Genomic DNA, 25,935 nt, shown 5'->3' with positions numbered 1-25,935 from the left:
TTGCGACACAAAGGCTCCAAGAGCGTGGGCACGACGTTCAGAGCGTCTTCGGCCCGGTCAAAAGGCATACCTGCACACATGCTGGACAATTTCATCTCACGCACCAACAAGACCCTCGTTGCGCGCCTGCTTTCCGAGAATTTCAGGAAACAGGCGCCGTGGTATGGCATTGCGATCGTGTCCATGCTGATTGTTGCGGCAATGACCTCGGCGAGTGCCTGGATCATGCGCGATATCGTCAACGAGACGGTGGTTTCGCGCGATCTCAACCGGGTCTTCATGATTGCGATTGCGGTCGCCGCCATCTTCGCGATCAAGGGTATCGCGACCTATGTCCAGTCCGTGTTCCTGTCGCGCGCCGGCAACAACATCATTGCCGAGACGCAGAAGAAGCTCTTCCGCAGCGTCTTGAACCAGAGCCTCGGCTTCTATTCCAAGTTCGCCTCGTCCGAACTCCTGATGCGCATCACCAACAATGCGCAGGCCGCCCGCAACGTGATGGACCTGATCGTCACCTCCTTCGTGCGCGACCTCTTCTCGCTTCTGGGGCTGATTGCCGTCATGGTCATCCAACAGCCCTGGCTGTCGCTGATCTCCGCCGTCATCGGACCGGCCGCCATTCTCGGCGTGCGCCGGCTGTCGAAGAAGGTGCGCAAGATCATGGAGCAGGAAATGGTGTCGCTCGGCGGCATCATCCGCAACGTCCAGGAAACATCCTCCGGCATCAAGGTCGTCAAGGCCTTCGGGCTCGAGGAATTCATGGGCCAGCGCATGGACCGCTATGTCGAGGATGTCGAGGCGCGATCCAATGCCATCGCCAAGCTGGAAGCCGCCTCCAGCCCGATCATGGAAACGCTCTCCGGCTTTGCCATCGCCGCCGTTGTCGCGCTTTCCGGCGTCTGGGTGCTGGAAAAGGGCAATACGCCCGGCGAACTCATGTCCTTCGTGACCGCGCTTCTGCTCGCCTATGAGCCCGCCAAGCGGCTGGCGCGCGTGCGCATCAATCTCGAATCCGGCATGGTCGGCGTTCGTCTCATGTATGAGCTTGCCGATCACCCGGTCGATCTGACGGAGCGTCCCGACGCGAAGGATCTGGTTGCCGGCCCCGGCGAAATCCGCTTCCACGATGTCGATTTCGGCTATCGCGAAGGGCAGGGCCTGTTCCGCAAGCTCAACATCACCTTCCCTGCCGGCAAGACGACGGCGCTGGTCGGCCCCTCGGGCGGCGGCAAGTCGTCGATCATCAATCTCGTGATGCGGCTTTATGATCCCGAAAGCGGCACGGTGACGATCGACGGGCAGGACCTGAAGTCTGCGACCTTCCGGTCGCTGCGCCAGCGCATGTCCTATGTCGGGCAGGATACGTTCCTGTTCTCGGGCACCATCCGCCACAACATCGCGCTCGGCCGCGAAGGCGCGACGGACGACGAGATCATCGCGGCGGCGAAGGCCGCGAACGCCCATGACTTCATTATGGCGCTGCCCGGCGGCTATGATTGCGACACCGGCGAAAACGGCGGCAACCTGTCGGGTGGCCAGAAGCAGCGCATCGCCATTGCCCGCGCCATGCTGCGCGACGCCGAAATCCTCATCCTCGATGAAGCAACCAGCGCGCTCGATTCCGATTCCGAAGCGCAGATCCGCGATGCGCTGGCGCGGCTCACCACGGGCCGCACGACAATCACCATCGCGCACCGCCTGTCCACCGTGACGACCGCACACAACGTCGTCGTCATGGAAAACGGCGCGGTGGCCGAGCAGGGCGAACTCGGCCGGCTTCTCTCCCACGACGGCCCGTTCAAGCGGCTTTACGAGCTGCAGCTTCTGCCGGGCAAGGAGAGTTTCGAAGGCGCGGCGCAATAGGCCGGACTTCGGCAGAGGCGAGGGCGAACACGATGAAAGTGCTGGTCACAGGCGCAAATGGTTTCGTTGGACGCGCTTTGGTGCAGGACCTTCGAGCCCGCGGTTATGATGTCGTGGCCGCCACCCGTCGCCCGACGGATCAAACAATCGGCGTCGGCGAACTCGATGGCGCAACGGACTGGAGCCGCGCGCTGCAGGGCTGCGATGCGGTGGTCCACACCGCCGCGCGCGTCCATCAGATGACGGAGCAGGCGGCCGAGGCGGAAGCGCTCTATCGGCAGACCAATGTCGAGGGCACGCTGAATCTGGCGCGACAGGCCGCGGCGTCCGGCGTCCGGCGCTTCGTTTTCATGAGCAGCATCAAGGCCATGGGCGAGGCTGGACATTTTTCGGAAGCAACGCCGTGCCGCCCGGAAGACGCCTATGGGCGTTCGAAGTGTGAGGCTGAAGAGGCGCTGTTGAAACTCTCCGGTGAAGCCGGCCTTGAGATTGTCATCCTGCGGCTTCCGCTGGTCTACGGGCCGGGCGTCAAGGGCAATTTCGCCAGCCTGATGCGCGTGGTGGAAAAGGGCATTCCGCTTCCGCTCGGCGCCGTCAACAACGCGCGATGCCTGCTTTATCTGGACAATCTGACCGATGTCATCGCCCTGTGCCTGGCGCATCAGAGCGCGGCGGGGCGGGCTTGGCTGCCGAGCGACGGATCGGCGGTTTCGACCTCTCAGCTGATCCGCGGCATCGCCGCCGCCATGGGCCGAAAGGCGCGACTTGTGCCTGTGCCGCCGGCGTTCATGCGGCTGGCTGCCAGCTTGCTCGGCAAGGGGCCGGCTGTCGCACGCCTTTTCGGCGACCTGACGGTGGACAGCGCGCCGCTGGTTCAGGAGCTTGGCTGGCGCCCGCCCGTCATGATGGCAGATGGCCTCAAGGTGACGGCAGATTGGTATCGGGCGCGCGAAGCGCGGTCATAGCCTCAGGCGGACCGCTTACGCTTTCCTCAGCGCCGCAAGCATTTCCACCGCGACAGTCTTCCAGGTCCGCAGCTGCGGCTTGGCATCCGCGATCCGCTGGCGCAATTCGTCGCGATAGGCGGCGTCCTCGTTAAGACGTGCAATTTGCCCGGCCAGCGTTTCCGGATCGTCCGGGTCGAAATAGAGACCGAGTTCGCCGCAGACTTCATAGAAGACAGGCGCCGTCGAGCAGAGCGCCGGCGTGCCGCACCACAGCGCTTCACCGGCCGGCAGGCCCCAGCCTTCGATGCGGCTTGGAATGATCAGCGCCAGCGCGTTCTCGTAAAGTCGGACCAGATCGGTCTGGTTTGGATTGTTGACGAAGACGATCCGGTCGCGGATCGGTTGCAGCTCGCTGCGTTCGACATAGCGCTTCAGCCGCTTGCGATGCGCACCGGCGAGCACGAGATGCGGAATGCTTTTCCCGGCCTTCGCCATGATCAGCAGCGCGTTCAGCACCACCTCGACATTCTTGCGGCCGAGATTGAGCCCGACGGTGAGGAGATAGGGCGAGGGCGGCAGACTGATTTCCGGTGCCTCGACGCCTTGCGGGCATTCGTGAACCAGCGGGATGGCCGTGACCGGGCCGGGCTTCGGCAGCATGCCGGAGGCGGCGAAACGGTTGAGTTCGTCCAGGGTGAACACGGAATTCGTCAGGATCAGATCGGAATGGGTGATCAGGTTGCGGTTGTCATGCATGAAATTGCGGTCGAATCGGCGAAACCGTTTCGTTGCGCCATTATGCAAAGGCATGAAATCATGCACCAGCGGCACGATCCGGGCCTTAGAGCCGGCACGCTTCATCGCCTCGATCATGTCAACGATCATCTTCGGCCGTGCGGCGGAAACGAATGTCCCGTCCAGGATGTCGACCTTCTTGAGCCCCGATGCGCGCTCGTCCCACACGCGGATGTTCCGCTTGGCAACCGAGGCATTCAGGAGCCGCAAGAAGAGCCCGATCAGCCCCGCGTCGCCGAAATGCGTACGGAACCAGCGCTGCCCGACATCCTTGGGGATATGGAACTCCACGCTGCCATCGGCAGCCCGGGTCCATTCGATTTCGTAGAAGGCCTGCTTGCCGAAGGAAAATACGACGAACCGCAGATCGGCATCAAGCAAGGCCGCTTCCCGCGCCGTCTCGATCACCACGCGCGCGATGCCGTAATATTGCACCCGCGTGGCCGAGGCCGAAAGCAGGGCTTCGGTGAGGTCGTAATAGATGGGTTTGGCCGATGTCATGTCTTACCTTCCGAATGCCTTTCGCTGACAAGCGTGTCGTTGACCAGCGCGTAGAGCAGGCCGCAAAGCAGACAGTAGTAATGCGTATAGAATTTCAGATTGAAATAGGAGTCGAACATCATCGCAAGCCCCCAGAAAATGGATACCGCGAGCGTCACGACAAGCCTATCGGGGAACTGAAGTCCCGCCGATACAAACCAAGGGATCGCGAGAAACATCAGCCCGAAGCACAATCCGACGATGCCGCCGGTCACGAGCCAGGAGAGATACTGGTTGTGATTGTGCTCGAAACCATAGCGTTCCGTGATCAGGTGCTGCAGGTAGAGCGCGCCGTGGCCGAAAATCGGTGCCTCGGCGATCGCGTGAAGCGAAGTCCGCCACATCTCCAGCCGGAAACCGATGGATATGTCGGTGTCCATGATGGCCTTGTCTGTGCCGGCTGCGGGTGGCGGCGGAGCGACAGGCTGCGCAACCACCGGGCTTGCGGGAGCCTGTGGCGTGGCAGCTGCCGGTGCGGCCTGCGTCGGCTGTTCCTCGGCGTGGGCGGAAAGAATACCGATCGTTTTGATCATCGGCATGATCCGGTCCATCGATCCGCAGCCGGTGATGACGGAAACGGCAGCACAGAGTGCCACGCCGGCAAGGCTGGAGACAAGCAGCTGCCGGAAGCCCGGCACAGCACCCCGACACTGCGGCACCAGCGCGAGGATCGCGAAGATCAGCAGCACGCCCGCTTGGGCAACCGCGATGCCACGTGAGCCGGTATAGGCCAGGATGACCACGACGGCGAAGGCGTTCAGCATGAGCCGGATATTGCGCTCACGGGCAGACAGGCCACGCCATCCCAGGAAGGAGAGGAAGGTCAACGTTCCGAAAAGCAGGGCCGGAATGAACGGCGAGGCGGCCGCCGCCGTGAGCCGGCAGCCGTTGCGGTAGCCTGCAAACATCAGCACACTCAGAACCACAAAGGCGGCAAGCAGCGCCCACGGAACGGTAACATCAAACTTCCGCCTCAGCCCCTCAATTTCGAGACTGCGGAGCAGTCCGACAATGAGCATCACAAGCGCAATGCCATAGAGTTCAAGATCGGGATTGACCGGCTTGGCTTCGCCCGGCTGAAGGCCAGTATAGAAAAAATAGGTGAGAAGTGCGTAGCCGAAATAGAGGGCTGCAGGCCCGACAATCCGTGCGGGCGAAACCACAAGCGGCCTCTGCCTGATGATGCCGAGAAGAAACGGGACTGGCACGACGCCGACAACGACGAGGAAGGGAACGATCTTGCCGGCCAGCACGAGACTGAAGACCAGACCGGCGATAAATGCCCAGTCCAGACCGCTTCTGAGCTTTGGGCTCGCAACATTCAAGATCATGTTTTCTTCCAGCGATAGTGTTTGCGCGCTCGTGTCGAGCGGGAACTTCTGGCCGCGACGCGAAGAAAAAGCAAGCGGTCATGAAACATGTCCGGTGTTGCCCATGGCTATTCACGGATTTTGCGCGAGCGCGCGGGATCTTGTCGTGCCATCCCCCAAACCAGTTCCGGGCAATCCAGCCCCGTTAAATCTCCTCGCCAGCAAGCTTGAAGCGGCCGCGGCCTCACCGGGGCGTCAAGGCCCGGAGGACTGACGGTGTCGAAGGCGCTTATCCATCTTGATCGGCCCCATCTGGAACGACTGGAGGCCGAGGCGATCCATGTGATGCGGGAGGTGGCGGCGAATTTCGTGAAGCCGGTCATGCTCTATTCGATCGGCAAGGACTCCTCCGTCATGCTGCATCTGGCGGCCAAGGCCTTTTATCCGGCGCGCCCGCCGTTTCCGCTCCTGCATATCGACACGCTCTGGAAGTTCCGGGAGATGATCGCCTTTCGCGATCGGATCGCCGCCGAGCTCGGCTTCGATCTTCTGGTCCATGTCAATCCGGACGGCATTGCCGAAGACATCAGCCCCTTCAACCATGGCTCCAGCCACCACACCCATGTCATGAAGACGGTGGCGCTCCGGCAGGCGTTGGACAAATATGGTTTCGACGCGGCCTTTGGCGGGGCGCGGCGGGATGAGGAAAAGTCGCGCGCCAAGGAGCGCATCTTCTCCTTCCGCAACAAGGAGCACGGCTGGGACCCGAAGGCGCAGCGGCCGGAAATGTGGAAGACCTACAATACCCGTATCCACAAGGGTGAATCGATCCGCGTCTTCCCGCTCTCCAACTGGACCGAGCTGGATATCTGGCAATATATCCTGAAGGAAGAAATTCCCATCGTGCCGCTCTATCTGGCGGCCATGCGCCCGGTCGTGGAGCGCGACGGCATGCTGGTCATGGTCGATGACGACCGTATGCCCATCAGGCCTGAGGACAAGGTGGAGGAACGCTCCGTCCGCTTCCGCACGCTCGGCTGCTATCCGTTGACCGGCGCCATCCCGTCCGAGGCCGATACGCTCGAAAAGGTCGTCGCCGAAATGCTCGCCGCCACGACATCGGAGCGGCAGGGCCGCGCCATCGACAGGGACGAGGCGGGCTCCATGGAAAAGAAGAAGCGCGAGGGCTATTTCTGATGCCAAACGCCCGGACAGATCTCGCAACCTATCTGCGCGCGCAGGAAGACAAGTCCATGCTGCGCTTTCTCACCTGCGGCTCGGTCGATGACGGCAAGTCGACGCTGATCGGCCGGCTGCTCTACGATACGAAGCTGATCTTCGAAGACCAGCTTGCAACGCTGACAAGCGACAGCCGCAAGCACGGCACGAATGGCGAGGCGCTCGATTTCGCTCTCCTGATGGACGGGCTGGAGGCCGAGCGTGAGCAGGGCATCACCATCGATGTGGCCTATCGCTTCTTTGCGACCGACAAGCGCAAGTTCATCGTCGCCGACACGCCCGGTCACGAGGAATATACGCGCAACATGGCGACCGGCGCCTCGACGGCCGATCTTGCCGTTGTGCTCATCGATGCCCGGCGCGGGGTTCTCACCCAGACCCGCCGCCACAGCTATATCGCCTCGCTGCTCGGCATTCGCCATGTCGTTCTGGCGGTCAACAAGCTCGATCTCGTCGATTTCGATCAGTCGACGTTTGAACAGATTGCCGACGAATACTGCGCCTTCGCCGCCGAACTCGGTTTCGAAACCATCGTCCCGATCCCGCTGTCCGCCCGCTTCGGCGACAATGTCATCGCCCGGTCGAAGAACACACCCTGGTATCAGGGGCCGTCCCTGCTGGAGCATCTGGAAACGGTGGAGATCGCGGGCAGGGGGCAGGATCTGCCGTTCCGCTTCCCCATCCAGTCGGTGGTCCGGCCAAACCAGGATTTCCGCGGCTTTGCCGGTGAGGTTGCCGGCGGACGTGTTGCGGTTGGCGATCCGGTCGTCGCCGCCAAATCGGGCAAGACCTCGCGCATAGCCCGCATCGTCACGAAAGACGGCGATCTCTCGGAGGCCGTCGAGGGGCAGGCGGTGACGCTGGTGCTCGCAGACGAGATCGAATTGTCGCGCGGCAACATGCTGGTGGCGCCCACCGATCGTCCGCATGTGGCCGACCAGCTGCAGGCCCATCTCGTCTGGTTCGACGCCAAGCCGCTGATCCCCGGCCGCTCCTATATCCTGCGCACCGAAACCGATGCGGTGAACTGCACCGTGACGGCGCTGAAGCATGAGGTGAATGTCAACACGCTGGCGCGCGATGCCGCGCGTTCGCTCCCCATGAACGGCGTCGGCGTCTGCAATCTGTCGCTCCAGTCGCCCATTGCCTTCGACGCCTATCAGGACAATCGCGCCACCGGCAATTTCATCCTCATCGACCGATATACCAATGCGACGCTCGGCGCGGGCATGATCGACTTTCCGCTGCGCCGGGCCGAAAACGTCCATTGGCAGGCGATGGAGGTCAACAAGCAGGCGCGCGCCGAAATCAAGGGCCAGCGCCCCGCCGTGCTCTGGTTTACCGGGCTTTCCGGCTCCGGCAAGTCGACCATCGCCAACAGCCTTGAAAAGCTGCTGCATGCGGAAGGCCGCCATACCTACATGCTCGACGGCGACAATGTCCGCCATGGGCTCAACCGCGATCTCGGCTTCACCGAGGCCGACCGTGTGGAAAACATCCGCCGCGTCGCCGAAGTCGCCAAGCTGATGGCCGATGCCGGGCTGATCGTTCTGGTCTCCTTCATTTCGCCCTTCAAGGCGGAACGCCGGCTGGCGCGCGACATGATGGAGGAGGGCGAATTCATCGAGATCTTCGTCGACACGCCCATCGAGGAATGCGCGCGCCGCGATCCGAAAGGCCTTTACAAGAAGGCGTATGAGGGCAAGATTGCCAACTTCACCGGCATCAGCTCGCCCTATGAGCCGCCGGAAAAGCCGGAACTGCGGCTGGACACGATCGCAGAGGAACCCGACGATCTCGCCCGCCGCATCGCCGATTTCATGGGCGAGCGGCTCATGCAGGGATAGCGGCGAAAGACGGGGCCGGAGGAGGGCCGCGACATGAGCGAGGACCTGAACCCACCCATCAGCCGCTTTGCCGTCCCCGCGCTCTCCAGCCTTCCCGCCGATATCCGCGAGCGCATCGAGGCCGTGCAGGAAAAATCCGGCTTCGTGCCGAATGTCTTTCTGGTGCTCGCCCGCCGCCCGGACGAGTTCCGTGCCTTCTTCGCCTATCACGACGCGCTGATGGAAAAGCCCGGCAATCTTTCCAAGGCCGAGCGCGAAATGATCGTGGTGGCGACCAGTGCCGCCAACCAGTGCCAGTATTGCGTGATCGCCCATGGCGCCATCCTGCGCATCCGGGCGAAGAACCCGCTGATCGCCGACCAGATCGCCATCAACTATCGCAAGGCCGATATCACGCCCCGCCAGAAGGCGATGCTCGACTTCGCGATCAAGGTCTCGCAGGCCGCCTACGCCGTTGACGAGGCGGACTTCCAGACGTTGCAGACCTGCGGATTTGACGAGGAAGATATCTGGGATATCATGGCCATAACCGGCCTTTTCGGGTTTTCCAACCGGATGGCGAATGTCGCCAGCATGCGCCCGAACGATGCGTTCTACATGCTGGGTCGCTGATCGTTACCGCTCCCGAATGGGACATCGGTAAAACACGGCAATCGCATTTGGAGGATTGTTAACAATCCAGCATTACGTTCGGCCTTGCTAATGTTGAATTCAGGGCATGCGCTTGAGAGTGGAGGCATGGGGGGAGTGAAACTGTTTCAGTCTGTGAAACGTCTCTTGACGGTTCCCAATGACAATCCGGAATTGGCGCTGGCGCAGTTCAAGGCCTTCTCGAAACAGGTCCCGCTTCTCTATTTCATTCTGCTCACCAACATGCTGTCGCTGGCCGGAACGCATCAGCAGAGCGCGCCCTTCTGGCTGGTCAAGGTCGTGCCGGCCGTCTTTGCGGTCATCTTCATCGTTCGCGGCATTGGCTGGATCCGGGAATCGCGCAAGACCGTCGACGCCGCCTATGCCTATCGCCGCCTGATTTCGACGAACCTTCTGGTCCCGCCCATTGCCATCATGTCGGTCGCGTGGTCGGTGGCGCTCATCCCCTATGGCAATGATTACCAGCGGGCCCATGTCGCCTTCTTCATGTCGATCACCGTCATCGGCGTGATCTTCTGTCTCATGCATCTGCGCTCGGCCGCGCTGATGGTGACATTCCTGGTCATCCTGCCTTTCGCCATCGTCATGGGGCTGTCGGGCGAGCCGACGCTGATCGCAACGGCGGTCAACATGTTCCTGGTGTCGCTCGCCATGATCGCGATCCTCATGCGGCACTATTCCGACTTCACCAAGCTCAACGAGCAGCGTCTGACGCTGCTGGCCCAGCAGGCGGCGCTGCACGACAAGAACCGCGAGATGCAGCTGCTGTCGGACGAGAACCTGCGGCTTGCCAATCTCGACAGTCTCACGCAGATCGCCAACCGCCGCAGCTTCTTCTCCAACCTGACATCGGCCTTCGAACGCGCGCGTGCCGAAAACCGCAGGCTGGCCATCGGCGTCGTCGATCTCGACGGGTTCAAGCCGGTCAACGACCTCTATGGCCATTCGGCCGGCGACAAGGTGCTCATCGAGGTGGCGGACCGTCTCTCCACCTTCGGCAGGGCCGGCTGCAGCATCTTTCGCCTCGGCGGCGACGAGTTCGCCCTGCTCATCGACATGGACGGCAAGGCCGCCATGGACGAGAAGGCACTGGTCGAGCTCGGCCAGCGCATCTGCGCCAGCCTTTCCCTGCCGATCATGATAGGCAACAGCGTCGTGCATGTCACCGGGTCGATGGGCATTGCCGTCTATCCCGATGTCGGCCTGAACGGGCAGGACCTCTACGAGCGCGCCGACTATGCGCTTTACAGCGCCAAGCGCGAGAACCGCGCCAGCGTCGTGGTGTTCAACGCGCGCCAGGCCAAGGCGCTGTTTCGTCAGCGGCAGGTCGAGGAAGTGCTGTTTGCCGCCGATCTCTCCCGCGAAATCACGCTCGCCTATCAGCCGATCGTCGACGCCCGGTCGGGGCGGACCGTGGGCTTCGAGGCGCTGGCGCGCTGGACAAGCCCGGTCCTCGGGCCCGTTTCGCCGGCCGAGTTCATTCCGATCGCCGAACAGCACGGGCGCATCAATCTCATCACCCGGCTTCTCCTGACGCGGGCGCTCAAGGATGCCGCCTCCTGGCGGGGCGAGCCCTATCTGTCGTTCAATCTCTCGCCGCACGATCTGGCGGTGGAAGAAAACGTCCTGCGCATCATCTCGGCCGTCAGTTCGAGCGACATCGCCCCGGAGCGCATCAATTTCGAGATCACCGAGACGGCGATCATGCACGATTTCGAGCAGGCCGCCCATTCGATCGAGCTTCTGCGCGCTCTCGGCTGCCAGATGTCGCTGGACGATTTCGGCACCGGCTATTCCAGCCTCAACCACGTCCACAAGCTGCCGCTGTCGAAGATCAAGATCGACCGCTCCTTCGTCGACCGTATCGACGAGCGGCCGGCCAGCTACAAGATCGTCAAGTCTGTCCTGACCCTGTGCAGCGAAATGGGGCTGACGGCAATTGCGGAAGGCGTGGAGCGCGAAGAGGAAGTGCGCGTCCTGAAGCAGCTGGGCGTGAACGCCATGCAGGGCTACTATTTCTCCACCCCGCTGGTGCAGGATCTCGCCGCCGCCCGGCTCGAACGCGAGCAGGCCGATGCCGGCGCGGCAATGGCCCTGGTGACGGGCGAATAGGCGAAACGGGCGCGGATGCGCCACTCCACAGTTCATCCCCCCACGAAGACAGGAAACGGTTTCGCGTCCGACACTGTTTCAGGACAGACGGAAAGGGGGCCGCGCGACGCGGCCTTTCGCGGAGCGGTCCAGGATTGGCTTGCAGACAAAAAAGCGACGCGGAGAATGGCCTCTTCTCCGCGTCGCGCTTCGTTGCTGAACCGGTCCCGCGACGGACGCACAGGCGCCCGTCATCGAACCGCGTTCGAAATCAGGACTTCTTCTGTGTCTTGGCAGTCTTTGCCGCGGCCTTGGCGGGTGCCGGGGCAGGCGTCGGCTTGACGCTGCCGGGCGCCAGCAGCTCGCGGCAATAGGACGGGCTGAATTCGCCCTGACGGTCGCCGGTGACGGTGATGGAGCGGATGTTGTAGTCGCCGTTGACGGCGATCGTGGCCGAGCAGCTCTTGTATTCGCCGCGCACGCGCTTGTAGCCGCCCTTCCAGGTGAAGACCGAACCGGTGCCGTCATCGGCCAGCGGCGGGCCATAGGCCGCGAAGAACTTGCCGGCCGACTTGCCAACCCAAGCAGACGCGATGGGATCGCCCATGCCGCCCGTCGTTGCGCAAGCCGAAAGAGATGCAGCTACCGCTGCCAATGCAAGAAATTTCAGTTTCATGATCGCCCACTCGAAATTGTTCGGCTCCAGCCGCCGAATCGCCACCGACAGGTTTGCAAGATTCGCAATGGGCGTGGCAACGGTTATCCTGCAAAAAATCAGAAATGTTGCCGCCAATCCCCGCTCTTCAGCCTCATACGGGCCGAAATGCGGGCCACCGCCTCACTTCTTGACGCCGAAAACCTCCGCGCAGCGCGACCGCGAGATGCCGTCGCCTTCCGTGTCGCCGGAGAGGCTGATGGTTTCGATGATGCGCGCCTTGTTCACCGTGATCTGTGCCTCGCATTGCAGGCGCACGTCGCGGCCGGGTGAAACCATGACCATCTGCGGATCGTCATACCAGGGTCCGAAACGCGGCCCGAAGCGGGGACCCATCATGGGATCGTAGAACGGGTCGCGCCGCACGATCTGGTAGTCTGGCGGGATATACTTGTCGAGCCGCCCGCCACGCCACGTATAGATCGTGCGCCCGCCGGCAAGCTTGTAGCTCGAAGCCGGCGGCCCATAGGCGGAGAAGAAACTGTCAACCGGCTGTCCCGGCCAGCGCTGCGCCACCGAGCGCTGCGCATCCTCGGTCGTCGTGCAGCCGGCCACGAGAAGGCAGGCGACAAGTGCAGCTGTGGGTCGAAAAAGCTCTGCCATGGCAATCCCCTTTGCGGCCAATGCTTTACGCCCTTCTCGCGGCAAGGTTAAGACCTTCGTCGGACCTTGTGGGCGCGCGACCAAAAAAATTCGAAAAACCGTCACACGACGCTTGTGGTTTCAAAACCGCTGGTCTATAGAGCCCCTCGCTGGCATCGGAGTGTAGCGCAGTCTGGTAGCGCACCACGTTCGGGACGTGGGGGTCGGAGGTTCGAATCCTCTCACTCCGACCAGCCTATTTCCTCACATATTTTAGCGTGTTTTAGAACTGCGGCGTGCTTGCCGGGTTCTGTTCATGTCTCCATGCATCTTATCTCTCTGGAATGGTTGAGAGACGCGGTGGATGGATGTCCCTCCAAATCCGACGACATATCCTGCGATGTCTGTGGTTCCTAATCCATGAAGGACCGGATCAGCCGCGAATGCAGGCCTCGCAACGGAACTGAAAATTGATACTGCGGCACCATGTGCCTGGGGACGCGGCCTGTGGAGGGCGGTGTCCGTCGTCCATTGTGTGAATGGAAGCTGTCTCAGGGCGGCCCATTTGTGATTTGGCCTTGAGACGAACGGCCAGCGTGGCAGCCCGCCATCTGAAGCAGTGGCGGGCACCGGGCGTGCGCGAGGTTCGACTGGGTTCAGAATTCTTCCCAGCTTGCCGCCGAAGTTGCGAGTGCCGCGTTGCCATGGCTTGCATAGGCGCGGGACGCGGGGCGTGGAGCGGTTGCCGGGCGGGCAGGGACGCGGTCCGGCGTGCGCGGGGCGGCACTTGCCCTTGCGGTTGCGATCGTGTTGCCCGTCTTGAATGTCGAGAGCAGCGCGTTCAGCGCGTCCACTTCCGAGGCGAGGCTGTGGCTTGCGGCGGTCGTCTCCTCGACCATGGCCGCATTCTGCTGCGTGCCCTGGTCCATGATGTTCACCGCGTGATTGATTTCCTTCAGGCCCGTTGCCTGCTCGCGCGAGGATTCGACGATGGCCGTGACGTTGCGGTCGATCTCGTTGACGCGCGTCACGATCTCCTCCAGCGCGTGGCCCGTCCTGTCGACCAGCACGACGCCATGCTGGACCTGCTGCGACGAGGTGCTGATCAGCGCCTTGATCTCCTTGGCGGCCTGGGCCGAGCGCTGGGCAAGCTCGCGAACCTCCTGCGCGACGACCGCGAAACCCTTGCCGGCCTCGCCGGCCCGCGCCGCCTCGACGCCGGCATTCAGCGCCAGAAGGTTGGTCTGGAAGGCAATCTCGTCGATCACGCCGATGATGTTGGAAATCTGCCCGGAGGACTTCTCGATATCGCCCATGGCCGAAATGGCGTCCCGGACGACGAGGCCCGATTGTTCGGCATCCCGCTTTGTCGTGGCGACCAGCCTTCCGGCTTCTTCCGCGCGGCGGGAGGCGTCGGCGACGGCGGTGGTGATTTCCTCCAGCGCTGCGGCCGTTTCCTCGACGGAGGCGGCCTGCTGTTCGGTGCGCCTGGCGAGATCGTCTGCCGCCGAGCGGATCTCGGATGCGCCCGCTGAAATCGAGCCGGCGTTCTGGGCCACATCGCGCATGGCGGCGCGCAGCCGGTCCACCGATGTGTTGAAGTCGGCCTTCACCTTGTCGAGATTGGCCGGGAAGGGGACGTCGATGCGCTGTTCGAGATCGCCCTGCGCCAGCCGGGTCAGGCCCTGGGCCAGTGCATTGACCGCATGGACGCGATCGGTCACGTCGGTCGCGAACTTGACGACCTTGAAGACCTTGCCGTTCATGTCGAAGATCGGATTGTAGAAGGCCTGTATCCAGACTTCCCTGCCGCCCTTGCCGAGGCGCCGGAATTCATCCGAATTCGGCTTGCCGGCGGCAAGATCGGTCCAGAAATGGCGATACGCATCGGAGCGGACATAGTCCGGGTCGCAGAACATCGCATGATGCTTGCCGGCGACTTCGCTCAGCGTATAGCCCAGAAGGTTGAGGAAGTTCTCGTTGGCGGTCAGCACCTCGCCGGCGGGCGTGAATTCGATCACCGCCTGCGCCCGCGAAATCGCCTCCAGCTTGCCGGCATCCTCGGCCGCCTTCAGCTTGGTCGCCGTGATGTCGGTCGCGATCTTGACGACCTTGACGGGCCGCTGTCCCGAGAAGACGGGGTTGTAGGAGGCTTCGATCCAGACCTCGCGCCCGCCCTTGGCGATACGCCTGTACTGCCGCTGTTCGAATTGCCCGCGCTTCAGGTTGGCCCAGAAGGCCACGTATTCGTCGCTCGCCCGTTCCGCGGGGTCGACAAACATGCTGTGATGCTTGCCCTTGATCTCGGAGAGTTCATAGCCCAGCGCCCGGCAGAAGTTCTCGTTCGCGGTCAGGATCTTCCCGTCCAGGTCAAACTCGATCATCGCTGCGGACTTGCTCAGTGCGGCAAGGACCGCGTCGGAATTGCCGGAGAAAGAAAAAATACCCATGAATGCCCCCCTCGTAAGTCGTGTTCGAATACAGGATGTCGGAGAGCGGCGTCGTTCGGCGCATGTGCCGGAGTGGACGGGCACCTCTGTGGTGCTTCGTCATCGCCCATGTGGCGCTCATCTTCATTCTGCAAGAAAAACCCCGCTGATTTTCAGGGGTTTCCTGTGCCATATCTAATACCGATTTATTAATCCTCTTTTAACGTCCGTTTTTTTGACGCTCTTTTCGGCCGTTTCGGCGGTCCGGTTTTCAGGGCGGGGGCATTTATACCTGATTGTTCACGTATCTCGCCGAATTTCCGCAAGAAACCACGCCGCCTCCCGCCCGGCAGGAGCGAAGGTCGAAGGCCGCGGTTCATGGAACAATCCATCGCGGCACGAGTTGATCCCTGGCAAACCTGAAGGGAGAAACACCATGATTTCTGCAAGTCAGATCAAGGACCATATGGAAGTGAAATCCGCCGACGGCCAGCATATCGGCACGGTCGACCATCTCGACGGCAACAGCCGGATCAAGCTGACCAGGCAGGGATCGCTGGATGGCATGCATCACGAAATCCCCCTCGACTGGGTCGATCACGTCGATGCCCATGTGCATCTTTCGATGGACGCGTCCGACGTCCGCTCGAAATGGACCGACCTGCCGAACTGACCGGACGAACTGGCCGGCCGCACTGCGCGCCTCGACGACGCTAGCGTCAGGGCGACGGCGGGACCGGTCACTGGTGCGGCGCCCGAAGACCCCTCGGGCGCCGCACCGTCATGGCGTGGCAGCCGGACCCCGAGCGGTGCGGAATGGCCACTGTGGCTTCCCCTGCTTTGCTCCTCGGCTTCACATGCGCCAACCCCTGCCGCGGGGTCGCTTCAAGTCAGACACGTCGTCATTGTCCGCCGTCCGAAAAGTCCGTCATTCTTCCCCAGCCACGCAGCGGGCGCGGCCCCGTTTGATAGGCCGTCTTCGGATTAGTTGAGCGCACGCCTGCCCCCGAAATTTTTCGTGTCTCTGTGTCCGGTCCGGCGTGTACCAAAAGGCGCTCCAGACGCAGGGATCAACGGGCGCAGCAGGTCCTGCACATCGCCAACGGGCATCCTGTCCCTTTTAAAGCCGAGAAAATTGATCTGGGAGAGCGCAAATACCCTAAAAATTTAGGGGTTTAAAGTTTGGCCCCCTGATTAACCTATGCGCTGGCATGACAAATCGTGGGGGCGGTTGATCTGGATGAGGACAGTTCTGTATGAGTTTCAATACCATCTCGCGGATGATGCTGGACAATTGGCTGAGCCAGTCTGACCCGTCTCCAGAGCAGATTTATGCAAGCATTCTCGATCGCGTTTCCATACGCTGGCAGATTGCCATCATCAGACTGGGCGGCAAGGACCCCGCCGACTGGATGTTCGAACCGGTCAAGCAGATGGGGATCGTTTCGCGGCTTCTCAATATCAACGCCATCTTCAAGAGCGGGCCTGTCGCCGACATTCCGGACGGGAAATACCTCGAAGAGACGGTGCTTCCCCGGTATAGATCCGTCATTCAAAGCCGGCAGCCGGCCATCGATCGCGTCGATGCGAGGCTTCTGGGCATCAAGGTCATCTACGACAGAATTGTCCTGCCCGAAAAATCGGAAAATGATCCATCATGGCTTGTCACCGGTTGCTTCGGGCGCTTCCTGTCTCCTCTGCCGGATAGCAATCCGGTTGTGGATGATCTGGATCAATCCATATTTCTTCATCTGACCGCTGGGCATCCCGCCAAGGAAATTGCAACGATCCTCCATCTATCCCCGCGCACCGTCGAACACAGGATCGATCGCATGAGGCGGCATATGGGAGCCAAGAACACGGCGCATCTGGTCGCCCTGCTGATGACCGCCGGCTTTGAAGGCGAAATCCGCTTCAGGGCGGACAGGCAGGCATGAAACGGCGCCCGGCGCCTCGGCAGTTTCGCCCGGCGTAATGCTCGATCGAGACGAGGCAGAGATGCGGACCGTGTTCCTGCCCAAAGACCGGCTGACAAAGAGCGCTGCGCCTGTTGCATCTCTGCTCCCATAACCATATAAGGATCCCTTTATATGATTTGAGAGGCCTCCCATGTCCCCCGTGATGGAAACGCTCTTCGGCTCTACCGCCGCGCCTGAAAAATCCTCGCGCGAGCGGCTGATGGCGGCGGCGCGCGAGCGCATTCTGGTTCTGGATGGTGCCATGGGCACGCAGATCCAGGGTCTCGGCTACAAGGAAGATCACTTCCGCGGCGACCGGTTCCTCTCCTGCGCCTGTCATCAGCAGGGCAACAACGATCTTCTGATCCTGACCCAGCCGGCAGCGATCGAGGAAATCCATTTCAAATATGCCATCGCCGGCGCCGATATCGTCGAGACCAACACATTCTCCTCTACCACCATCGCCCAGGCCGATTACGGCATGGAAGACATGGTCTATGAGCTGAACCGCGATGGCGCGCGGCTGGCCAAGCGCGCCGTGCGCCGCGCTGAAGAGATCGACGGCCGCCCACGCTTTGTTGCAGGCGCGCTCGGGCCGACCAACCGCACAGCCTCCATCTCGCCCGACGTCAACAATCCCGGCTATCGCGCGGTTTCCTTCGACGATCTGCGCATCGCCTATGCTGAACAGCTGCGCGGCCTGATCGATGGCGGGGCGGATATCATCCTCATCGAAACCATCTTCGACACGCTGAACGCCAAGGCGGCGATCTTTGCCTGTTTCGAGGTCTTCGAGGAAAAGGGCGTCGATCTGCCGATCATGATTTCCGGCACGATCACCGACTTGTCCGGCCGCACGCTATCTGGCCAGACGCCGACCGCCTTCTGGCATTCCGTGCGCCACGCCAAGCCTTTCACCATCGGCCTGAACTGCGCGCTCGGCGCCACCGCCATGCGTCCGCATCTGGCGGAACTCTCCGATGTCGCCGACACGCTCGTTTGCGCCTATCCCAATGCCGGCCTGCCGAATGCTTTCGGTCAATATGACGAAAGCCCGGAATTCATGGCCGAACAGGTCGAGGGTTTCGCCCGCGAAGGTCTCGTCAACATCGTCGGCGGCTGCTGCGGCTCGACGCCCGAACATATCAAGGCGATTGCCGAAGCGGTTGCCAAGCACAAGCCGCGCGAAATCCCGGAGCGCCCGCCGCTCATGCGCCTCTCGGGCCTCGAGCCCTTCACGCTGACCAAGGACATTCCCTTCGTTAACGTGGGCGAGCGCACCAATGTCACCGGCTCGGCCAAGTTCCGCAAGCTGATCACCGCCGGCGACTACGCCGCAGCGCTCGATGTCGCCCGCGATCAGGTCGCCAACGGCGCACAGATCATCGACATCAACATGGACGAGGGCCTGATCGATAGCAAACAGGCGATGATTGAATATCTGAACCTGATTGCCGCCGAGCCCGACATTTCCCGCGTTCCCGTCATGATCGACTCATCCAAATGGGAGGTCATCGAGGCGGGCCTGAAATGCGTTCAGGGCAAGCCGCTGGTCAATTCCATCTCGCTGAAGGAAGGCGAGGAGGCGTTTCTCCATCATGCCAAGCTGGTTCGCGCCTATGGTGCCGCCGTCGTCGTCATGGCCTTTGACGAGCAGGGGCAGGCCGATACGCGGACGCGCAAGGTGGAAATCTGCACCCGCGCCTATAAGCTCCTGACCGAAAAGGCAGGCCTTGCCCCGGAAGACATCGTCTTCGACCCCAACATCTTCGCCGTTGCCACCGGCATCGAGGAACACAACAATTACGGCGTCGACTTCATCGAGGCGACGCGCGAGATCATTGCGACGCTGCCGCATGTCCATGTGTCGGGCGGCGTGTCGAACCTCTCCTTCTCCTTCCGCGGCAACGAGCCGGTGCGCGAAGCCATGCACGCCGTCTTCCTCTATCATGCGATCCAGGCCGGCATGGACATGGGTATCGTGAACGCCGGCCAGCTCGCCGTCTACGAGACGATCGAGCCCGATCTGCGCGAAGCCTGCGAAGATGTGGTGCTGAACCGCAATGCCAATGCGACCGAGCGCATGCTGGAAATTGCCGAGCGTTTCAAGGGAACGGCCGGCAAGGAGGCCAAGGAGCGCGATCTGAAATGGCGCGAATGGCCGGTTGAAAAGCGGCTGGAACATGCCCTCGTCAACGGCATCACCGAATTCATCGACATCGACACGGAAGAGGCGCGTCAGGCCGCCGAGCGCCCGCTGCATGTCATCGAAGGCCCGTTGATGGCCGGCATGAATGTCGTCGGCGACCTCTTCGGCGCTGGCAAGATGTTTCTGCCGCAGGTGGTCAAGTCCGCCCGCGTGATGAAACAGGCCGTCGCAGTCCTGCTGCCCTATATGGAAGCCGAAAAGGCGGCCAACGCCGCCAAGGGCATCATGGGCGAGCGCGAAACGGCGGGCAAGATCCTGATGGCGACCGTCAAGGGCGACGTCCACGATATCGGCAAGAACATTGTCGGCGTCGTGCTCGCCTGCAACAATTACGAGATCATCGACCTCGGCGTCATGGTGCCGGCGGCGAAGATCCTCGAAACGGCCAAGGCCGAGAAGGTCGATATCATCGGCCTGTCCGGTCTCATCACGCCGTCGCTGGATGAAATGGTCCACATGGCCGCCGAAATGGAGCGCGAGGGCTTCGATATCCCGCTGCTGATCGGCGGCGCGACCACCAGCCGCGTCCACACCGCCGTCAAGATCCATCCGCGCTACGCGAAGGGCCAGGCGATCTACGTCACCGACGCCAGCCGCGCCGTCGGCGTCGTCTCCAGCCTCCTGAGCGCCGAAATGAAGCCCGGCTATGTCGAGACCATCCGCGCCGAATACCGCAAGGTCGCCGAGGCACACGAAAAGGCCGAGGCCGCCAAGAAGCGCACCAGCCTTGCCGCAGCCCGCGCCAATGCCCACAAGATCGACTGGTCGGGCTATACCCCGCCGAAGCCCACCTTCACTGGCACGAAGGTTTTCGAGGGCTGGGATCTGGCCGATCTCGCCCGCTATATCGACTGGACGCCCTTCTTCCAGACCTGGGAGCTCAAGGGCCGCTATCCGGATATCCTCAACGACGAGAAGCAGGGCGAGGCCGCCCGCCAGCTTTATGCCGATGCGCAAGCCATGCTGGAAAAGATCATCGCGGAAAAGTGGTTCGCGCCGCGCGCCGTCATCGGCTTCTGGCCCGCCAACGCCGTCGGCGACGACATCCGCCTCTTCACCGACGAGAGCCGCAGTGAAGAACGCGCCACGCTCTTCACGCTCCGCCAGCAGCTGGCCAAGCGCGAGGGCAGGGCGAATGTCGCGCTCGCCGATTTCGTCGCGCCGGCCGACACCGGCAAGCCCGACTATATCGGCGGCTTCGTCGTCACCGCCGGCATCGAGGAAGTGGCAATCGCCGAACGTTTCGAACGCGCCAATGACGACTACTCATCCATCATGGTCAAGGCGCTGGCCGACCGCTTCGCCGAAGCCTTTGCCGAGCGCATGCATGAAATGGTGCGCAAGGAGTTCTGGGCCTATGCAAGCGACGAAACCTACGCACCCGAAGAGCTGATCGGCGAACCCTATCAGGGCATCCGCCCCGCCCCCGGTTACCCCGCCCAGCCCGACCACACGGAAAAGAAAACCCTTTTCCGCCTGCTCGACGCCAAGGCAACAACCGGCGTGACGCTGACCGAAAGCTACGCCATGTGGCCCGGCTCCTCCGTCTCCGGCCTCTACCTCAGCCACCCCGAAAGCTACTATTTCGGCGTTGCGAAGGTGGAGAGGGACCAGGTGGAAGACTACGCGGCGCGCAAGGGCATGAGCGTGGCGGAAGTTGAACGCTGGCTTGGGCCGGTGCTCAACTATGTACCGGTGAATGAGGCGGCGGAGTGAGGGGCTGAAGGTCGGCTCCTCAAATTGTGCCTCACCCCTGGAAGGCTTCAGCAAAAAGGGCGTTTCCAACACGCGATGCGAAAATGCTCTTTAAGGTTGTATTATTGGGAAAATGAAAACTATTCGTTGACGTCCCTGGTTTGATCCTTTACATAGGGGTCATCGATCTTTTGCTTGCCGAGCTTTGTCTACCGCGCGATTGGCACCGCGCTATACGCGAACTTCTCTTTCAAAAATAGTCGGTTTCGACCTGCGCAGCATGAGCTTCGCGGCACCTCAATCTATGCTTTGAAAGGGTTCAACATGACCACTGGCACAGTAAAATGGTTCAATTCCACCAAGGGCTTCGGCTTCATCCAGCCTGACAACGGCGGCGCTGACGCATTCGTTCACATCTCGGCCGTCGAACGGTCAGGGATGCGCGAACTTGTGGAAGGCCAGAAGATCGGCTTCGAGCTCGAGCGCGACACGAAGTCGGGCAAGATGGCGGCCATCAATCTTCAGGCCGCATAAATCGAAATTCGCTTCCCTTTGACCACGGATGTACTGGCACTGCCGGAAGCTGTTTCATCAAGGCCAGGCGTTTTGCCTGGCCTTTTCGTTTCGGCACCCACGCTGAAACCAACGAGGTTTCCATGACCCAGACATATAGCAAACCCCGCCAGCAGGCGGAGCGCGCCTTCAGCAACATTCAGACGCAGTTCTTTGCGAAGAATGATGCGGTAGAAGAGCTTGAATCCGTCGCTTACGCGCGGGATGCCAAGACCCTCCGCCTGAGAGAGGCACGCATTGCCAAAGAGGTGGCCGATCGCGTGTCGGTCACATCCAATCTCATCGCAAAGCGCGCCAAAATGCGCTGATCTCTCCTTCACTCATTGTTGGGATAAGAATGAAGAACGCCAGAAACAAAGACCTTGCCGACCGCAGCTCCGCATCCGCCGACGCCAAGGCAGCACTCCTTGCCGCCTACCGTGCAGCAAAGACTGCCGCAGAACCGGACAGGTTGGCAAGACAGGCCGAAAGAACCGCCAACGCGGCAGCGCGCGAAGAACGACGCCTTGAACGTGAACGCGCGAAGCTCGAAGAGCGGACGCGCACTGAGGCCGAAGCCGCAGAACGGCATGCGGCAGCCGAGGCTGCAGCCACCGCCGAGATAGAGGCCCGCGAGGGTGCCGAGAAGGCACGGATCTCCCGCGTGATCGAAGACGAGGCGGAGCGAAAGGCCAAACGCGATCAGCGCTACGCCAACCGCAAGTCCCGGCAGGCCTGACAATCATGCTCCGAGACCGGACCTGGATTGAGTGCCGGTTGCAGCTTCTATCGGGAAGCTTCACACGACAAAGATCCGGGACGGTCCCGGAGCAACTGAAGCTAATCAGGATGCTTTTCGAGACAACATGACCTGACCAAAGGAAAAGGACGAACTTTCGCCGATTGCGAACCATACTGAAATCCCGTATGATCTCGCCATGTCGGAGAGCAGGTTTGATCCCGCGAAAGATGTGATCAATCGCGAGAAGCACAAGCTGCCGCTCGCCTTTGGAGAACGCATTTTTGAAGATGGTGATCACCTGATCCTTCCGTCGATCCGCGAGATCGATGGAGAGGAGCGCTTCAAGGTCATTGGAGTCGTGGACGGCAAGCTGTTTACGGGTGTGTTGACGTGGCGAGATGACCTGCCGCGTTTCATATCGGTCAGAAGGAGCAACAAGGGTGAAGAACGAGCCTATCATTCTGCCGGCTGATCCCGACGACGCCGAAGATTTCGACGTCAGCGCTGAGGCGCTGGATCGCGGCCAGCGCGCCCGCCTGATCCGTCGCACCCGGACGGCACTCGGCCTGTCGCAAACGGATTTTGCCGCCCGTTTTCATGTTCCCGTGGGGACGCTGCGCGATTGGGAGCAGGCCCGTGCCACCGCCCCGGACTTCGCCATCGCCTATATAAGGGTGATCGCGCAGTTTCCGGATATGGTGGCGAAGGCGGTGGCTTAGCAAAACTGCTGATCCCGAAGGGACGTCCATCTAGTTACGCCACGACTTGTTCAAATTACAGTTGAAGACAACTGAGCTTTGCGACCATATATGTCGGGTTGATGACGTGCCCAACTTCTCGTCGAGGCCAAGATATAGTTCCGATACTCTTGCTAATAATAATTGCAATTCTTCTGTTCGGGGGCGCAAAAGTTCTAGGTGCCGTAGGGACGGTACTTGGAGCGGTCCTAGGCCTTGGAATTCTAGTTTACGTCGCAGTTCATTATCAACTGAGCGGGTGGACGGTAACAGGTGTAATTTGTGTTCCCTTCGTAGCACTGTTAGTTTTCGGCCTTTGGGATGATCTCGACAAGAAGCGAACTATTCGCAAGATTGAGGCTGATGCCTGGGAAAAGATGGTGCAGACGCTTTCCTTATCAGGAGACTCGGAAGAGGCCTTTCTTGAAAAATATCCCGATTGGCGCAAGCGCCGTGAGGCTTGGCGTAAGCTAAACAAGGTAACATCAGTAACTTGAATGGGATGTCTTGAACTGTATTTCAGGTGAGACAGAACAGGTACAATGTGGTCTGGATCAGCGCCATGGCAGAGTATACAAAATTGATCCATATACGCGTCGATGTTGGCCTGCACGAAGAGGCTTCTGCAGTGCTTAAGTGCCTCGGCTTGTCGATGTCCGATGCTATCAGCATCTTTCTGCAACATGTCGCGGCAACCCAAAGCCTTCCGCCGGAGCTGAAAGTCCCAAACGAGGATACGGCTGAGGCGCTTGCGGAAGCCCGTGCCATGAGGCTAGCGCGGCGAAGGGCAGCAGAAGGTCGATAGTTCGATGGCACTCTTTCAAACCGCAAACCTCACCGTCGCGCCCTGCACGCCTAACGACCGCGAAGACTTCATCGCGCTCGAGCTTGATCCGGATGTCATGCATTTCCTGAACGGTGGTGCCGTCGATCACGAAGCAACCGATCCGGATGCGGTTGACTTCCTGATGCCGAGAGGCACGGAGCCGTTCGTGTGGACGGCGCGTCTCAAGGACAGCGGCGAATTTGTCGGCTGGTTTTGTTTGTCTTCCGCGGATGGCAGATCGGCCGAGATTGGATATCGATTGTGCAAGCGCAATTGGGGCCGCGGCTTCGCGTCGGTGGGCGCGCGCGTGCTTGTGGATTGGGGCTTTGCCGACGTCGGCTATGAAATGATCGCGGCCTGCACCATGGCCGTCAACCTTGGCTCTCGCCGGGTCATGGAAAAGCTCGGGATGCGCCATGTACGCACGGTCGAAGTGAAATCCCAGTTTCTGCCCGGCGCGGATCAGGGAGAGGTCTGGTATGAGATGTCGCGCGCTGAATGGCGCTCCATCCGCAAACCTTCTGACCGACGGGTTTGATTTCTCTCTTCTCTTTTGTCCCGCCGCGCCATCGCCATGTCGCAAACGATATCGCGCCGCGTTTTGTCCTGTGGTCATATCGCGATGCTTGAGGTGCCGGGAGACGGGGAGGTCTTTCGGAGAATTGGGAAGCCGGTGAAGGGTGCATAAACCTCATCCCGGCGCTGCCCCCGCAACGGTAGCAGAACTGAAAAGGTGCGACGGGAGCCACTGGACGGAAAGTCTGGGAAGGTGTCGCGCCAGTCCCGGCAAGGGACGGTTCTGGAGCCCGGAAACCAGCCACAGGCAAACGAACCCGGACTGATCGCGGTGGGCGGTCGGGAGGCGGATGCTTGGCGAGGGCGTTTTTTGACGCCGGGTTCTCGCGCGCGGCAACGTTTCTTCCCCCACATGGCCAGTCCTTCAGACGATAAGGGACCATATGATGGATATCCGCGCCGACATGCTTTCGCGCCTTCAGGGCCGCCGCCCGGGCTTCACGCTCGACCGCCCCTTCTATCTCGATGCGGATTTCCACAAGCTCGATCTCGAGCATATCTGGTACAAGGACTGGCTCTTCGTCGGTCACGATTGCGAGCTCCAGAAGCCCGGCGACTACATGACGGTGCAGATCGGCGAATACCCGATCGTCATCGTCCGGGCCGATGATGGCCGCATCAATGCGCTGCACAATTCCTGCCGCCATCGCGGTTCGCGGGTCTGCACCGAGCATCGCGGCTCGGCCACCAAGCTCGTCTGCCCCTATCACCAGTGGACCTACGATCTCGAAGGCAAGCTGCTCTATGCCCGCCAGATGGGCGACAATTTCGATGGCGCGGAATACGGCATGAAGCGCGTGGCCTGCGAAACGGCCGGCGGCTATATCTTCGTGTCGCTGGCCGACCAGCCGATGGATTTTGCCCCCTTCCGCGCCCTGATGGAGCCCTATTTCCTGCCGCACCGCCTGCGGGAAGCCAAGGTCGCTTACGAAAGCACCATCATCGAAAAGGGCAACTGGAAGCTCGTCTGGGAAAACAACCGCGAATGCTACCACTGCGCCGGCAACCACCCGGAACTCTGCAAGACCTATCCGGAAGCTCCCTCCGCCACCGGCGTTTCGGGCGCGGATGACGATCCGGAGACGGTCGAGCATTGGCAGAAATGCGAACAGATCGGCCTGCCGAGCCGCTTCGTCATCGATCCGGCCGGGCAATATCGCACCGCCCGCATGCCGCTCCTGCGCGATGCCGTCAGCTACACGATCTCCGGCCGCAAGGCCGTGCAGATGCGGCTCTCCGACAGCGTCAACATGGACCGTATCGGCACGCTGCTGCTCTTCCATTACCCGACAACGTGGAACCACGTTCTCTCCGACCATGCCGTCACCTTCCGCGTGCTGCCGATCAGCGCCACGGAAACGGCCGTCACGACCAAGTGGCTCGTCCACAAGGATGCCGTCGAAGGCATCGATTACCGCCTCGAAGAGCTGACCCATGTCTGGACCGAGACCAACGATCAGGACCGCCAGATCGTCGAGGAAAACGCGCGCGGCATCGCGTCGCCGGCCTATCAGCCCGGCCCGTATTCGGAAGTGCATGAAGGCGGCGTCGCCCAGTTCGTCGAATGGTACTCGGATTTCATGGTCGAGCGGCTGACCGGCCGTCCGCATCTGCGCTCGGTTGCTTGAGGA

22 protein-coding genes, 1 tRNA gene and 1 riboswitch are annotated in these 25,935 nt (G+C 61.3%); of the genes, 18 read left to right on the top strand and 5 right to left on the bottom strand.

What is annotated here, in order from left to right:
• Nucleotides 1–78: 78 nt before the first annotated feature.
• Both LQK84_RS22005 and LQK84_RS22000 read left to right on the top strand, forming a co-directional pair.
• Nucleotides 79–1,863 (top strand): ABC transporter ATP-binding protein, encoded by a 1,785-nt coding sequence (locus LQK84_RS22005; RefSeq protein WP_230830929.1) that lies wholly within the window; start codon nucleotides 79–81, stop codon nucleotides 1,861–1,863.
• A gap of 32 nt (nucleotides 1,864–1,895) precedes the next feature.
• A complete protein-coding gene (locus tag LQK84_RS22000) occupies nucleotides 1,896–2,828 on the top strand; it encodes a UDP-glucose 4-epimerase family protein (protein ID WP_269072217.1) in 933 nt (310 codons plus the stop codon).
• Between the two features lie 15 nt (nucleotides 2,829–2,843).
• Here LQK84_RS22000 and LQK84_RS21995 read toward each other — a convergent pair whose 3' ends face one another.
• Nucleotides 2,844–4,106, bottom strand: a complete 1,263-nt coding sequence (locus LQK84_RS21995; RefSeq protein ID WP_230830927.1) for a glycosyltransferase family 4 protein — start codon at nucleotides 4,104–4,106, stop codon at nucleotides 2,844–2,846.
• Entirely contained in the window at nucleotides 4,103–5,476 is a 1,374-nt protein-coding gene (locus LQK84_RS21990) for an O-antigen ligase family protein (RefSeq protein WP_230830926.1), read from the bottom strand. The genes LQK84_RS21995 and LQK84_RS21990 overlap by 4 nt, the downstream gene beginning before the upstream one ends.
• 270 nt (nucleotides 5,477–5,746) lie before the next feature.
• Between LQK84_RS21990 and cysD the strand changes: the two genes are divergently transcribed.
• The 4 genes from cysD to LQK84_RS21970 all read left to right on the top strand — a co-directional run bounded on the left by cysD (nucleotide 5,747) and on the right by LQK84_RS21970 (nucleotide 11,304).
• Nucleotides 5,747–6,652 (top strand): sulfate adenylyltransferase subunit CysD, encoded by a 906-nt coding sequence (gene cysD / locus LQK84_RS21985; protein ID WP_330166430.1) that lies wholly within the window; start codon nucleotides 5,747–5,749, stop codon nucleotides 6,650–6,652.
• Complete coding sequence (cysN, locus tag LQK84_RS21980) at nucleotides 6,652–8,541, top strand: sulfate adenylyltransferase subunit CysN (protein ID WP_230830925.1); 1,890 nt, start codon at nucleotides 6,652–6,654, stop codon at nucleotides 8,539–8,541. The genes cysD and cysN overlap by 1 nt, the downstream gene beginning before the upstream one ends.
• A 33-nt stretch (nucleotides 8,542–8,574) precedes the next feature.
• Complete coding sequence (locus LQK84_RS21975) at nucleotides 8,575–9,153, top strand: peroxidase-related enzyme (protein ID WP_230830924.1); 579 nt, start codon at nucleotides 8,575–8,577, stop codon at nucleotides 9,151–9,153.
• 135 nt (nucleotides 9,154–9,288) lie between these two features.
• Nucleotides 9,289–11,304: a putative bifunctional diguanylate cyclase/phosphodiesterase gene (locus LQK84_RS21970; RefSeq protein ID WP_230830923.1), complete on the top strand. Its 2,016-nt coding sequence runs from the start codon at nucleotides 9,289–9,291 to the stop codon at nucleotides 11,302–11,304.
• Between the two features lie 250 nt (nucleotides 11,305–11,554).
• Here LQK84_RS21970 and LQK84_RS21965 read toward each other — a convergent pair whose 3' ends face one another.
• Together LQK84_RS21965 and LQK84_RS21960 are read right to left on the bottom strand one after the other, a co-directional pair.
• Nucleotides 11,555–11,959 (bottom strand): hypothetical protein, encoded by a 405-nt coding sequence (locus LQK84_RS21965; RefSeq protein WP_230830922.1) that lies wholly within the window; start codon nucleotides 11,957–11,959, stop codon nucleotides 11,555–11,557.
• Nucleotides 11,960–12,121: 162 nt separating this feature from the next.
• Nucleotides 12,122–12,601: a hypothetical protein gene (locus LQK84_RS21960; protein ID WP_230830921.1), complete on the bottom strand. Its 480-nt coding sequence runs from the start codon at nucleotides 12,599–12,601 to the stop codon at nucleotides 12,122–12,124.
• A gap of 156 nt (nucleotides 12,602–12,757) precedes the next feature.
• Here LQK84_RS21960 and LQK84_RS21955 point away from each other — a divergent pair.
• A tRNA-Pro gene (locus tag LQK84_RS21955) sits at nucleotides 12,758–12,834 on the top strand.
• Nucleotides 12,835–13,236: 402 nt separating this feature from the next.
• Here LQK84_RS21955 and LQK84_RS21950 read toward each other — a convergent pair.
• Complete coding sequence (locus LQK84_RS21950) at nucleotides 13,237–15,030, bottom strand: methyl-accepting chemotaxis protein (RefSeq protein ID WP_230830920.1); 1,794 nt, start codon at nucleotides 15,028–15,030, stop codon at nucleotides 13,237–13,239.
• Between the two features lie 415 nt (nucleotides 15,031–15,445).
• Here LQK84_RS21950 and LQK84_RS21945 point away from each other — a divergent pair, with 415 nt between their 5' ends.
• From LQK84_RS21945 to LQK84_RS21900, 11 genes are all read left to right on the top strand, one after another.
• The gene (locus LQK84_RS21945) at nucleotides 15,446–15,682 is read left to right on the top strand and encodes a DUF2171 domain-containing protein (RefSeq protein ID WP_230830919.1); all 237 of its coding nucleotides are present in this window, start codon (nucleotides 15,446–15,448) and stop codon (nucleotides 15,680–15,682) included.
• Nucleotides 15,683–16,265: 583 nt separating this feature from the next.
• A complete protein-coding gene (locus tag LQK84_RS21940; protein ID WP_230830918.1) occupies nucleotides 16,266–16,946 on the top strand; it encodes a LuxR C-terminal-related transcriptional regulator in 681 nt (226 codons plus the stop codon).
• A gap of 172 nt (nucleotides 16,947–17,118) precedes the next feature.
• Nucleotides 17,119–20,892 (top strand): methionine synthase, encoded by a 3,774-nt coding sequence (metH, locus tag LQK84_RS21935; protein WP_230830917.1) that lies wholly within the window; start codon nucleotides 17,119–17,121, stop codon nucleotides 20,890–20,892.
• A gap of 303 nt (nucleotides 20,893–21,195) precedes the next feature.
• Complete coding sequence (locus LQK84_RS21930; protein WP_230830916.1) at nucleotides 21,196–21,405, top strand: cold-shock protein; 210 nt, start codon at nucleotides 21,196–21,198, stop codon at nucleotides 21,403–21,405.
• Nucleotides 21,406–21,527: 122 nt separating this feature from the next.
• Nucleotides 21,528–21,752 carry a hypothetical protein gene (locus LQK84_RS21925; RefSeq protein WP_230830915.1) on the top strand — a complete coding sequence of 75 codons (225 nt, stop codon included), beginning with the start codon at nucleotides 21,528–21,530 and terminating at the stop codon, nucleotides 21,750–21,752.
• A 29-nt stretch (nucleotides 21,753–21,781) separates the two neighbouring features.
• Nucleotides 21,782–22,162 (top strand): DUF6481 family protein, encoded by a 381-nt coding sequence (locus tag LQK84_RS21920; RefSeq protein ID WP_230830914.1) that lies wholly within the window; start codon nucleotides 21,782–21,784, stop codon nucleotides 22,160–22,162.
• A 199-nt stretch (nucleotides 22,163–22,361) separates the two neighbouring features.
• Nucleotides 22,362–22,637 (top strand): BrnT family toxin, encoded by a 276-nt coding sequence (locus LQK84_RS21915; protein WP_230830913.1) that lies wholly within the window; start codon nucleotides 22,362–22,364, stop codon nucleotides 22,635–22,637.
• Entirely contained in the window at nucleotides 22,606–22,884 is a 279-nt protein-coding gene (locus tag LQK84_RS21910; RefSeq protein ID WP_230830912.1) for a helix-turn-helix domain-containing protein, read from the top strand. Before LQK84_RS21915 ends, LQK84_RS21910 begins: the two co-directional genes overlap by 32 nt.
• A 580-nt stretch (nucleotides 22,885–23,464) precedes the next feature.
• Nucleotides 23,465–23,707 carry a type II toxin-antitoxin system RelB/DinJ family antitoxin gene (locus LQK84_RS25375; protein WP_442967004.1) on the top strand — a complete coding sequence of 81 codons (243 nt, stop codon included), beginning with the start codon at nucleotides 23,465–23,467 and terminating at the stop codon, nucleotides 23,705–23,707.
• 4 nt (nucleotides 23,708–23,711) lie between these two features.
• Complete coding sequence (locus tag LQK84_RS21905) at nucleotides 23,712–24,266, top strand: GNAT family N-acetyltransferase (protein WP_230830911.1); 555 nt, start codon at nucleotides 23,712–23,714, stop codon at nucleotides 24,264–24,266.
• A gap of 74 nt (nucleotides 24,267–24,340) precedes the next feature.
• Nucleotides 24,341–24,564: riboswitch (cobalamin riboswitch) on the top strand.
• Between the two features lie 126 nt (nucleotides 24,565–24,690).
• A complete protein-coding gene (locus LQK84_RS21900) occupies nucleotides 24,691–25,932 on the top strand; it encodes an aromatic ring-hydroxylating oxygenase subunit alpha (RefSeq protein WP_230830945.1) in 1,242 nt (413 codons plus the stop codon).
• Nucleotides 25,933–25,935 lie beyond the last annotated feature (3 nt).

The sequence above is a fragment of the Rhizobium sp. C4 genome (genome assembly GCF_021026315.1).
Taxonomy (GTDB): Bacteria; Pseudomonadota; Alphaproteobacteria; order Rhizobiales; family Rhizobiaceae; genus Ensifer_A.
Note: the sequence above shows the minus strand (reverse complement) of the source record. Positions and strands in the feature narration are given on the sequence as shown.

Coding starts and splice junctions, on each gene's coding strand:
- LQK84_RS21965 (WP_230830922.1), bottom strand. CDS start 11,959: ATGAAACTGAAATTTCTTGCATTGGCAGCGGTAGCTGCATCTCTTTCG.
- LQK84_RS21905 (WP_230830911.1), top strand. CDS start 23,712: ATGGCACTCTTTCAAACCGCAAACCTCACCGTCGCGCCCTGCACGCCT.
- metH (WP_230830917.1), top strand. CDS start 17,119: ATGTCCCCCGTGATGGAAACGCTCTTCGGCTCTACCGCCGCGCCTGAA.
- LQK84_RS21900 (WP_230830945.1), top strand. CDS start 24,691: ATGGATATCCGCGCCGACATGCTTTCGCGCCTTCAGGGCCGCCGCCCG.
- LQK84_RS21990 (WP_230830926.1), bottom strand. CDS start 5,476: ATGATCTTGAATGTTGCGAGCCCAAAGCTCAGAAGCGGTCTGGACTGG.
- LQK84_RS21930 (WP_230830916.1), top strand. CDS start 21,196: ATGACCACTGGCACAGTAAAATGGTTCAATTCCACCAAGGGCTTCGGC.
- LQK84_RS21915 (WP_230830913.1), top strand. CDS start 22,362: ATGTCGGAGAGCAGGTTTGATCCCGCGAAAGATGTGATCAATCGCGAG.
- LQK84_RS21945 (WP_230830919.1), top strand. CDS start 15,446: ATGATTTCTGCAAGTCAGATCAAGGACCATATGGAAGTGAAATCCGCC.
- LQK84_RS21920 (WP_230830914.1), top strand. CDS start 21,782: ATGAAGAACGCCAGAAACAAAGACCTTGCCGACCGCAGCTCCGCATCC.
- LQK84_RS21940 (WP_230830918.1), top strand. CDS start 16,266: ATGAGTTTCAATACCATCTCGCGGATGATGCTGGACAATTGGCTGAGC.
- LQK84_RS21975 (WP_230830924.1), top strand. CDS start 8,575: ATGAGCGAGGACCTGAACCCACCCATCAGCCGCTTTGCCGTCCCCGCG.
- LQK84_RS22000 (WP_269072217.1), top strand. CDS start 1,896: ATGAAAGTGCTGGTCACAGGCGCAAATGGTTTCGTTGGACGCGCTTTG.
- LQK84_RS21950 (WP_230830920.1), bottom strand. CDS start 15,030: ATGGGTATTTTTTCTTTCTCCGGCAATTCCGACGCGGTCCTTGCCGCA.
- cysN (WP_230830925.1), top strand. CDS start 6,652: ATGCCAAACGCCCGGACAGATCTCGCAACCTATCTGCGCGCGCAGGAA.
- LQK84_RS22005 (WP_230830929.1), top strand. CDS start 79: ATGCTGGACAATTTCATCTCACGCACCAACAAGACCCTCGTTGCGCGC.
- LQK84_RS21925 (WP_230830915.1), top strand. CDS start 21,528: ATGACCCAGACATATAGCAAACCCCGCCAGCAGGCGGAGCGCGCCTTC.
- LQK84_RS25375 (WP_442967004.1), top strand. CDS start 23,465: ATGGCAGAGTATACAAAATTGATCCATATACGCGTCGATGTTGGCCTG.
- LQK84_RS21995 (WP_230830927.1), bottom strand. CDS start 4,106: ATGACATCGGCCAAACCCATCTATTACGACCTCACCGAAGCCCTGCTT.
- LQK84_RS21960 (WP_230830921.1), bottom strand. CDS start 12,601: ATGGCAGAGCTTTTTCGACCCACAGCTGCACTTGTCGCCTGCCTTCTC.